This is a genomic window from Sphingomonas sp. (assembly GCF_050725575.1).
Lineage (GTDB): Bacteria > Pseudomonadota > Alphaproteobacteria > Sphingomonadales > Sphingomonadaceae > Sphingomonas.
In genome coordinates, this window is the sequence record NZ_JBOHHW010000034.1 from 47,449 (window position 1) to 57,731 (window position 10,283).

At 58.6% G+C, this 10,283-nt stretch carries 8 protein-coding genes, 1 pseudogene and 1 CRISPR repeat array; of the genes and pseudogenes, 7 read left to right on the top strand and 2 right to left on the bottom strand.

The window, feature by feature from the left end:
* The first annotated feature begins 29 nt into the window (after positions 1-29).
* Positions 30-2,417 carry a CHAT domain-containing protein gene (locus ACRECS_RS19420; RefSeq protein ID WP_431584602.1) on the top strand — a complete coding sequence of 796 codons (2,388 nt, stop codon included), beginning with the start codon at positions 30-32 and terminating at the stop codon, positions 2,415-2,417.
* On the opposite strand, the gene ACRECS_RS19425 is transcribed toward ACRECS_RS19420, so the two are convergent.
* Positions 2,414-2,602, bottom strand: coding sequence for a hypothetical protein (locus ACRECS_RS19425; protein WP_431584594.1), 189 nt, complete (start codon positions 2,600-2,602; stop codon positions 2,414-2,416). The two genes, ACRECS_RS19420 and ACRECS_RS19425, sit on opposite strands and share 4 nt — an antisense overlap.
* Positions 2,603-2,732: 130 nt before the next feature.
* Between ACRECS_RS19425 and ACRECS_RS19430 the strand changes: the two genes are divergently transcribed.
* The gene (locus ACRECS_RS19430; protein WP_431584595.1) at positions 2,733-3,005 is read left to right on the top strand and encodes a hypothetical protein; all 273 of its coding nucleotides are present in this window, start codon (positions 2,733-2,735) and stop codon (positions 3,003-3,005) included.
* Between the two features lie 297 nt (positions 3,006-3,302).
* Here the strand turns inward: ACRECS_RS19430 and ACRECS_RS19435 are convergent, their stop codons facing one another.
* Positions 3,303-3,620, bottom strand: coding sequence for a hypothetical protein (locus ACRECS_RS19435; RefSeq protein WP_431584596.1), 318 nt, complete (start codon positions 3,618-3,620; stop codon positions 3,303-3,305).
* Between the two features lie 865 nt (positions 3,621-4,485).
* Between ACRECS_RS19435 and ACRECS_RS19440 the strand changes: the two are divergent.
* The 5 genes and pseudogenes from ACRECS_RS19440 to cas2 all read left to right on the top strand — a co-directional run bounded on the left by ACRECS_RS19440 (position 4,486) and on the right by cas2 (position 9,661).
* Positions 4,486-4,957, top strand: a pseudogene (locus ACRECS_RS19440) (transposase).
* A gap of 17 nt (positions 4,958-4,974) precedes the next feature.
* Complete coding sequence (locus ACRECS_RS19445) at positions 4,975-5,283, top strand: hypothetical protein (RefSeq protein ID WP_431584597.1); 309 nt, start codon at positions 4,975-4,977, stop codon at positions 5,281-5,283.
* Positions 5,284-5,328: 45 nt separating this feature from the next.
* Complete coding sequence (gene cas9 / locus ACRECS_RS19450; RefSeq protein ID WP_431584598.1) at positions 5,329-8,469, top strand: type II CRISPR RNA-guided endonuclease Cas9; 3,141 nt, start codon at positions 5,329-5,331, stop codon at positions 8,467-8,469.
* Entirely contained in the window at positions 8,427-9,329 is a 903-nt protein-coding gene (cas1, locus tag ACRECS_RS19455; protein WP_431584599.1) for a type II CRISPR-associated endonuclease Cas1, read from the top strand. Before cas9 ends, cas1 begins: the two co-directional genes overlap by 43 nt.
* Before the next feature lie 2 nt (positions 9,330-9,331).
* Positions 9,332-9,661, top strand: coding sequence for a CRISPR-associated endonuclease Cas2 (gene cas2, locus ACRECS_RS19460; protein WP_431584600.1), 330 nt, complete (start codon positions 9,332-9,334; stop codon positions 9,659-9,661).
* Between the two features lie 58 nt (positions 9,662-9,719).
* Positions 9,720-10,218: a CRISPR direct-repeat array (repeat unit 36 nt; unit sequence GTCCTACCATGGGCAAATCGGTAGGGAAACCACGGC).
* The last annotated feature ends 65 nt before the right edge of the window (positions 10,219-10,283 follow it).

The following is a 10,283-nucleotide window of genomic DNA, read 5'->3' on the forward strand; positions in this document are numbered from 1 at the left end:
GGATTAGATACGAAAGTAAATTGGGCCAGATGGGCGTTGCCTGCGGCCCGCGCTCTAGGCACTATGCGCCCGGTGCCTTGGAAGACTCGCGAAGATCGGATGAAGTGACATCAGAGCGCATACTCAACGGCGTCTGGCCAAACTTGCGCTCACGCTCGGCCAATATCATCTCTTTGAGCCGAGTGTCGGACAACGGAGGCAGGCCAATCGTCCTGGAGCCCAATGTGCGCAATCCCGACCCGCTGAAAATCACCTATATCATCGCGCAGGGCGAAGATCGGCTCGACGACATGTCGCCTTTTCAGGGGTTTGGCCGAAGCTGGGGTTCGACGCTGTGGGCTCTACGGCTTCTGGCAGTCGCGCCGGCATCGATCCTGGAGCGTTCATGGCCGCTGGACGGGCTCATTGCGCAACGCATGGGAGGGGCGAACAGCCTCGCTTGGCTACCGCTGATGGTGAGCGCGCTCGAGCAGCTGGCGCTCGACGAGCTAGGATTCGTGACCGTCGTGCTCAGCGGGTCCGACGCGATTGCAAAGCGCGTCGATGCCTGGTGCGCGGCCCAACCGCGACCGGTGTTGCACGTGCGCCATGGCGAGATCGCCGATGAGGATGCGGCGATTGCCTTTTGCGATATCGCGCTGCGCGAACATATTTCGGCGGTCCTCGAAGCGCATGGCGCGGAACTTTCCGAGCCCCGACGCGCGGCGGCGATGGTGGGCCTCGAACAATGGATGAGGCGCGAGCGTGTTCCATTGGCGGTATCGTTTGGTTATCATAATCTGTCGACCCCGAATGAGATGGTCTTTGAACGCGCCGACCGGCTGATCGAGACGGAGGAGCGGTTTGTCGGGTCATCTGAAGAAGAATATGACGAGTTCGTCGTGGAGAGCGTCCAGGCGGTGCTCGACCTGCGCGACGAGATCGGCTTCCGGGATTTCAATCGGCTATATCTCCCGCGGCCGGGGCTCATCCTAACCGAGCCAGCATTTTACAGGCCCGCGTATGCCCGGACGCGCGGCGACAGGGAAATCACCACCAAGCCGATGCTTGATACGCTGCGACGGCTGCAACAACAAAAGGGCCTCTGGAACACGATCGAGAGTGCGCAGATCACGGCGCTTATGGAGGATCCCAAGGCAGGGATGCTGCTCGGCGCGCGGCAGGAGGAACTGGCCATCCAGACCTACGGCGTTGGCCTGATGGCGGCGCAGACCTGCTCGGCGGTAATGCGGCTGCGTCCAGCGGTCAATCACGTCTTTCCAACCCTATCGCGCTACGCGCGCAACATCCGGGCCGTCGGTGAGCCAAGGGGACAGGTCGCGCGGCTCAAGACGCCGCGCCTGTTCGACGATCTGCAGCGCGAACTGGCGGCGGCGGTCGGTGCAGCGCGCATCGAGTTGATCATGGGCTATCGCGGCGCAATCAAGATCGTTGCCGACGCACCGATCGAACTGCTACCGATTGGCGACCTGCCACTGGCAATGCGCCATGACACATCGCGTATCAATGCGACGCCAGGCAACCTCATGATGGGCGAGCTGGTCGGGCGCATGTCAGCCACGCTGTCGCCCGCCGAGCTGTGCAAAGTGCTGGTGATCAGCGGGTTTGCCGAGAATGACAGATTACGCAACCTGATGGCGCGCGCACTGGAGACGATCGCTCCGGATCTGGTCGGACGGGTGGAGCATGTTTTCATCCGTGCGCGCAGCCGAGGCGAGCTGGTCGCGGCGCTGAATGCCTCCGAGGCGACGATCCTGATCTTCGATGGGCACGGCGTCGCCGGCGGCAATGACGGCATTGGCGGCATCATTGTCGGCAAGGAACAGGTCAATGTGTGGGAACTGCGCGGTGAGGCAAGGATTCCGCCGATCGTGATCCTGAGCGCCTGCGACACACAGGGGCTCGACGCCCCTAACCATGCGACGGTCGGCAACGGCTTCATCGCCGCCGGGGCAGTGACGGTGCTCGCGACGATGCTGCCGGTCGGAGGCGTGGACGGCGCCGTGTTCATCGCGCGGCTGCTTTATCGTCTAGCGGTGTTCCTGCCCGCGTTCATGAGTGCGCGCCTGCGATCGGTCGATTGGTGCGAGGTCGTGGCGGGGATGCTGCGGATGGTGCTTGCCTCCGAAACGACGGATGGGATCGTCGCTGACCCGGCCGCGTCTGCCGAGATCAAGCGTCGGGCCAATATGGACATCAATAGCGGCGATCCGGACTGGTACGCCAAATTGCTAACCAATGTGCAGGAGGTGACGGCGTTGGAGGAAGGCGTTGTTCGTCGCAAAGCGCGCGCGATCATGGCCCGAAGCGAAGCGATCCGGTACATTCAGCTCGGATCTCCCGAAGCGATCACCATCGACGATGGTGGTATTGCAGGCCAGTTCTTCCCGCCCGGGTCAGCCAGGCTACCCGCTTAGCAGCGCTCGACCTTCGCTGCCTGATTGACCAATGCCCGGCCGGCTGTGGCCTCGGCACTGATTGCCATCGTTTCCCATGTCATTGCCGAACGCTCGTGCATCGCACGACGATTGGGCAGATTGGTCTTTTCCGCCGCGTCGCGCTGGGCTGCCGCATTGGCACGATAGGTCTCGATCACTGTCATGAGCCCCCGTAACAGACTGCGCGAGCGAACAACAATCCGTTATCGAGGACCGCACCCGACTTGACCTATCTCGGTTGTTATTCAATGCGCATAGGCAACGCGCGATTGGCGCCAGGGGAGGAATTGCCAAATGGCCGCCGACAAAATGGATGTCGACATGTCCACCGTGCTCGACAATGTTCATGAGGAACTGGTCGAGTTCAGCGCTGAAGTAGATGGCGACGACTATGAGTTCGGCGTCCAATATGCCGTGCTTGAAGCGCTGAGCGGCGATGCTCCCGAAGACGATGCGGTCGATATGTTCAATCGCTTCAGCGACGCGATCGCCGAAGCCGGTCTGGTCGCGCTGGCACGCAACAGCGACCCGGCCATGATCATCATCAGTGAAAACGATCTGGAATAGCAGTTGCCTTAGGGCAAACGCCGTCGAACCACGTGGGCAACTTCCTGTGTTTGGCGGTAAAGCGACAATAAGTGCTGTCAGCGCGATACTGCCGCGTCGATCACGTCACTCGATCCTGCATTGCTCACATGCAGCAGCGTCCAGATACGTTCAGATCTGCGGCGATGGATTCCCGCGTGTTCAAAAGTCGCCGGTCGCGGAATTGCTTCACGGCAATGACAGCGAAGAATTGCCGGGTCATGCGGCAGCTATTAGCGCCTTGAGTTCAGCCGGGCTGATCGCTGTCCGCAGTCAGGCCTATTTGAGGATTCGTCTCTTGAGCGGCTTCGCGGGCTTCCGGCCTACAACACACAAATGGCGGATGGCATAGCTGCGGTCGATTTCGTTCATCCTCCTTCGAGTCCGTAGATACAAGGCAACCAGTGCCGCACACAGTAGCAGCTCTCCGATTATGAACCCATTGAACATGTCTGGTCCTTGAAGGCCAAGACCCTGTATTATTACCATGACAACTGCTAGTCCAACGCCAACTAAAATCGGCGCCACATGGCGATAACCATCCCCTTCATCACGCGAAATCTCCAGATACAGGTGATGCTCGGTCAAATCCTTCATGGAACCTCTTCCTTCTCTATCAATTCAAAGCCCCCCCGACAGACTCCAGTCTCGCTCAACGTTTCTGAAGATATTCGTGACTTTTATCATCGTCTTTCGGCAGAACAAATATGCCACATAATCACCCGACAGGCGAATGAGCGTTTATTTCGATTTAGATCGAAGTGGACGAGATGGCCTTTGCCAATGCATTTGCCGAGCTTCCGGGAATCGGCGCACTTCCGCAGCATCCTCGGTAATTCAACAGGTCCACACGATCGATGATTTCAAGGAGAAGTGGCGAAGCGGGAGGAATGCCAGATTCTACTCTAACTATTTGATCTAACAAATAAATTGCTAAGACCGCTATCCTCTACCCCACATTTTTCCCCACACTACACGTGAGATTTTCTGGAGCGATGCGGCACGACTTGTGACGGCTATGCGCCCTAATTCCGGCCATTGGGGCGCTCCAAAGCTGATCCCGAAAGCCGCCGTTTGTCCAGAACGGGGTGAACGACATTGGTGGAAAGCGGAACGGCTGCTTTGGATTGTGGAGCTAACTTTTACTGCCATTCGTTCAGCCCGCCGTTACGGCAGCTATGCGCCCAGTTTCAGTGATTCAAAAGCCGCCGCTCGCGACCCAGAACCTGCAGTGCGGCTTGGACCGCCTGAACTTGGGAATCGGGACAGTTGAAGTGCTTGCTGGTCGGCGAGCACCTAAACGCCCAGATGATGCGAGGGAACGCGCGAGTTGCACAAACATGCACGCGGTAATGATGAGATATCTAGCAGTCATCGGGTCGTGATCTCCATCGTTTCCGGTGACGTGCTCCCCTGAAACTCCTCCAGTTTGAGCTAGAGTCCTTCATTGAGGAGGACGACGATGAAGCGCAGCAGGTTTACCGAGGAGCAGGTCATAGCGATCCTGCGTGAGCAGGAAGCTGAATCATCGACGGCGGACGTGTGTCGCAAGCACGGTGAGCAGTGCGACGTTCTACAAGTGGAAGGCGACCTATGGCGGCATGGATGTGTCACAGGCGCGCAAGCTGAAGGTGCTGGAGGACGAGAACGCGCGGCCGAAGCGTCTGCTGGCCGATGCGATGCTCGACAATGCGGTGCTGAAGGAGGTTGCCTCAAAAAAACTGGTGAGGCCTGCCGCTCGCCGAAGGGCTGTCGAGGATGTTCGACAGACCTTCGGCATCAGCGAGCGTCGGGCCTGTGCCATCCTTGGCGTGGATCGATCGTCGATGCGCTATGCGCATCGGCGTGGTGATGATGACGACCTGCGGTCGCGTCTTCGGGAGATCGCGCTTGAGCGTCGCCGGTTCGGCTACCGGCGGTTGGGGACATGCTAGCGCGCGAGGGGCTGGTCATGAACCACAAGAAGCTGCTGCGGCTGTACCGTGACCCGGCCTATCCGCTTCTCCTGTTCCAACGCATGATCACGGTAAGCTTGGAAACGATGAAGATCGTCTGGGGTTCCCGGGCCTCGACATCCTGCCGGGCGCTACAACTACATAAAACCAAAACCCCCGCCGGTTTCCCGACAGGGGTCTTGTTACAGAGAAACCTCTGTAACAATGCTTCAATAAGGAATTTCCCGCGAGGGATGATCCTTCACAGTGAAGCTCTGTTACCGTGGCTTCCCTACCGATTTGCCAAATTTACGATTGCCGATTGACCTTGCGCGGTCAAGGCGCTTCTTTCGGAAGAAGGGGGGAAAGTAATGAGCGGTCTCGTTTTCGGCATCGACCAAGGCATCGCGTCCTGTGGTTGGGCTGTGCTGCGGCATCCAACGCCGAACGATCCAACCGGTGAAATCCTGGCGATGGGTTCCTGGATGTTCGATGTTCCAGAAACCGACAAGGAGCGCACACCGACCAACCAGATTCGACGCAGCAACCGCCTGCTGCGTCGCGTGATCCGCCGCCGCGCTCAGCGCATGGCCGAAGTGCGCCGACTTTTCCATAACCACAGCTTGTTGGCCGGACAGGAGCCCGATGCGCTGAAGCGGGCAGGTCTTGATCCATGGGAACTGCGCGCGCGAGGACTCGACAAACTGCTGTCACCTACCGAATTCGCTGTCGCCTTGGGCCACATCGCCAAACGGCGCGGCTTCAAGTCGGCCAAAAAGGGCAAGGAAGCTAATACGGCCGGTGATGACCAGAAGATGCTTAAGGCGCTTGAGGCAACGCGCGAGCGACTCGGGCGCTATCGCACCGTTGGGGAGACGTTCGGGCGGGATCCAGATTTCGGCGGTCGCAAGCGAAATCGAGACGGACTTTTCGATCGCACCCAAAGTCGCGGCGACCTGACCCATGAAGTGAGCGAACTTTTCAAGGCACAGCGCCGCCTGGGCAACGATGCAGCCACAGCTGAACTGGAAGATGCTTTCGCAGCCGTCGCCTTCCGCCAGTTGGAGATGCAAGACAGCGAGAAACTGGTCGGCAGTTGCCAGTTCGAGCCGAAGGAGAAGCGCGCCGCTAAATTTGCGCCCTCTTTTGAAAAATTTCGGCTGTTAAGTAAGTTGGTGCATCTGCGCATCACCACGCCTGAAGGCGAGCGTCCTCTAACGCCTGCGGAAATCGCTCTGGCCACAGCCGATCTTGGCGCAACGGCAAAGCTGACCGTCAAGGTCGTCCGCAAGCGGATCGGCCTGCCCGAGGACCTGCGCTTCACGTCAATCAAACCCGAGGATGAAGCGCAGGACATTGCCGCCCGTACCGGCGAGGCCATGCATGGCTCCAAGAAACTGCGCGACGCCTTGGGCGACACATTGTGGGCTGAACTGCAAGGACAGCCCGAACAATTGGACCGGATCGCCCACATCATCAGCTTCTTCGAGACCGCCGACACGATCGGTGCCGAGTTGCGCAAGCTGGATCTGCCCAATGGAGCGGTCGATGCGCTGCTGGCGGATTTGGGCGCGTTTTCCCGCTTCAAAGGGGCGGGGCATATCTCGGCGTTGGCGGCGCGTTTACTGATACCGCATTTGGAAGGCGGCTTGCGTTACGATCAGGCCTGCGAGGCGGTGGGTTATGATCATGCTGCCTCGCGCTGGTCAAGGCGCGAGCAGGTGGCGGACAAGCAGGCGTTCAACCGCCTGGTGGAAGACATGGGTAAGGAGATCGCCAACCCCGTCGCCCGTAAGTCACTCACCGAAGGGCTGAAACAGCTATGGGCCATGCGCAACCGATGGGGCCTGCCCGACGCTGTGCATATTGAGATGGCGCGCGATGTCGGAAACAGCCTTGAGAAGCGCAACGAGATCAAGCGCGGGATCGACAAGAACACGGCAGAGCGCGAACGTCAGCGCAGCGAAGTGCGCGAACTGCTCAACATTGAGGACATCAACGGGGACACCCTGTTGCGCTATCGGCTTTGGAAAGAGCAGGCAGGACGTTGTCCATATACCGATAAAGCGATTCCTCCGACCGCGATCATCGCAACCGACAACAGCCATCAGGTCGATCATATCCTGCCGTGGTCGCGGTTTGGTGATGACAGCTATTCGAACAAGGTTTTCTGCACGGCAGAAGCGAACCAACGCAAAAAGGGGCAGACTCCCTGCGAATGGATCATCGCATCACAAGGCGAAAATGGTTGGGCTACGTTCGTAGCCAGGATTGAGGGCAACTCTGCGTTTCGCGGTGCCAAGAAGCGAAACTATGTCCTCAAGAATGTCAAGGAAGCAGAAGAGCGCTTTCGTGCTCGTAATCTCAACGACACCCGATATGCAGCGCGGCTTCTCGCTGAGGCTGTGAAGCTATTCTACCCAGAAGGCGAGCGGCAGGAAAAGGGCGGCAGCCGCCGCGTGTTCACACGCCCCGGTGGGCTCACGGCCGCGTTACGTCATGCTTGGGGTGTGGAGTCGCTGAAAAAGATCGATGGCAAGCGCGTCGAAGATGCCCGCCATCACGCACTCGATGCACTGGTCGTGGCCGCGATCAGCGAATGGGAGGTGCAACGCCTCACTCGCTCCTATCAAGAATGGGAACAGCAAGGCCTTGCCCGGCCATTGCGGCAGGTCGATCCGCCTTGGGGCGATCCGGCTAGCTTTCGTCGGGAAGTTCAGCAGGCTTACGATAATATTTTCGTAGCGCGCCCGGAGCGCAGGCGCGCGCGCGGCGAAGGCCACGCCGCTACGATCCGGCAGGTAAAAGAGCGCGATGGCGCGCTGGTTGTCTATGAGCGCAAGGCAATTGGTGACATTTCGGAGAAACGGCTGGAGGACATCAAGGACCCCGAACGCAACCACAGCGTGATCCAAGCCATCCGACAATGGATCGCGGATGGGCGGCCTGTTGACAGATTGCCGCGCTCACCAGCTGGCGACGAAATCCGCAAGGTTAGGCTGCGCGCAAAAGGTAAACCAGCGGTTCAGGTGCGCGGTGGCTCTGCCGATCGCGGCGAAATCGTCCGGGTCGATGTGTTCGCCAAGCCCAACAAGCGCGGCAAGAACGAATTCTTTCTTGTTCCGATTTATCCCCATCATGTCATGAACAAGCGCGAATGGCCGGGACCGCCAATGCGCGCCGTGGTTGCTTATAAAGATGAGGAGGAGTGGACGCTAATTGATGGCAGCTTTGCGTTCAGGTTTAGCCTCTACCCTCGAAATTTTGTTGAGGTGGTCAAATCCACCGGCGAGGTGTTTGAAGGGTATTTCGGTGGAATGGATCGTAGCACAGGGGCAGTAACCCTTCTTGCGCACAACAACACAAAGAATTCATTCAGAGGCCTTGGCGCAAAGACCTTATTAACCATGAAGAAGTACAACGTGGACCGCTTCGGCGCACGTTCCGAGGTGAAATCTGAGGTCCGCACATGGCATGGCGTGGTCTACACATCTCTAATCCAGCCCGGCTGACCCACCGCAGTCGCCAGATTGTCGTCGATCCTGAAAATGACGGCGAGGCACTGACTTTTCCGGTCGAGGATATTGCTTGGATCATTCTCGACACGCCGCAAGTGTCCGTCAGCGGATCGCTGCTCAGCGCTCTCGCTGAAAATGGCGTCGCGATGGTGGTGCCGGATGCAAAGCACCATCCGGCAGGAATGCTCATGTCGTTTCACCAGCATCATGCACAGTCGGCCATTGCCCATTCTCAGATCGGCATGAGCCAGCCGTTGAAGAAGCGGCTTTGGCAGAAGCTCGTTTGTGCGAAGATCGAGAACCAGGCCGCCGTTCTTCGCAGCGTCGGCAGCGACTATGCTACCGCTCTTTCGGCCATGGCGGGTCGGGTAAGCTCGGGCGACCCAGACAATCTGGAAGCCCAAGCGGCCCGCGCCTATTGGCAACGATTGTTTGAAGGCTTTCGGCGCCATGATGAGGACCGACGCAATGGCCTGCTAAATTACGGCTATGCCGTGGTCCGAGCTGCTCTCGCCCGAGCCTGTGCAGCATCCGGCTTGCTCCCAGCCTTTGGCATTCATCACCGATCTCGAACAAACCCGTTCAACCTAGTCGATGATCTTATCGAGCCTTTTCGGCCAGTCGTCGATCGAATGGCCCGCGCTCGGGCAATCAGCGAGGAGCGAGACGAACTAGACGTTGAGGACCGGCGTCACATGGCCAAAATCCTGAGCGAGAATATCTCTATAGGTGAGGAGCGTTTGACGATGTTGGCTGCAACCGAGGTCGTCGCAGCTAGCCTAGTGAGGGCCATCGACGGCAGCAATGCCGCCTTCCTGAGCACGCCCGCATTGCCGCTGGCGCGACGTAACTGATCATGGAAGCCGAAGAGGTTCGCTTCATGTGGTTGATGGTATTTTTTGATCTCCCCGTGAAGACCAAACCACAGCGCAGTAAGGCCAGCCGATTTCGCCAGTTCCTCAAAAAGGATGGCTATATCATGCTTCAACTTTCGGTTTACGCCCGGGTCTGCCGCGGGCAAGATGCTGTGGATAAGCATATCCGTCGGGTGCGAACGAGTCTGCCCAAGGAAGGCAGCGTGAGAACGCTACAGGTTACCGACAAACAGTATGGCAGGATGGAATTGATGCTGGGAATAGCGCCAAAAATTGAAGAGATCGGACCATCCCAGATGGTCTTGCTGTGATTTCGGCGGTGTTCAAACCACGAAAATCACAGCATTTCCAATCCGTTACCGCAGAGCTGTCCTACCATGGGCAAATCGGTAGGGAAACCACGGCCTATCATTGACGAGAGGGTCAATAGTTATGGTCCTACCATGGGCAAATCGGTAGGGAAACCACGGCGGCGACGTTACGCTGACCCTCGCCAACACGGTCCTACCATGGGCAAATCGGTAGGGAAACCACGGCTTCCTCGGTAGCCTTGTCGATGACCATCGTGTCCTACCATGGGCAAATCGGTAGGGAAACCACGGCCGGTGAAGTGGGCGAGGGCGCGAAAGTCAGGTCCTACCATGGGCAAATCGGTAGGGAAACCACGGCCAAGGCAGCGTGAGCATCGCTCGACCGACCAGTCCTACCATGGGCAAATCGGTAGGGAAACCACGGCTCGAGTTATCGCCCGTCGCGCCGTGCGCCAGTCCTACCATGGGCAAATCGGTAGGGAAACCACGGCATGTTTGTGTGCCCAAGTACGGTTGGCCGCGTCCTACCATGGGCAAATCGGTAGGGAAACCACGGCAGACACAGGCGGGGAGCGCTGCTCGATACAGTCCTACCATGGGCAAATCGGTAGGGAAACCACGG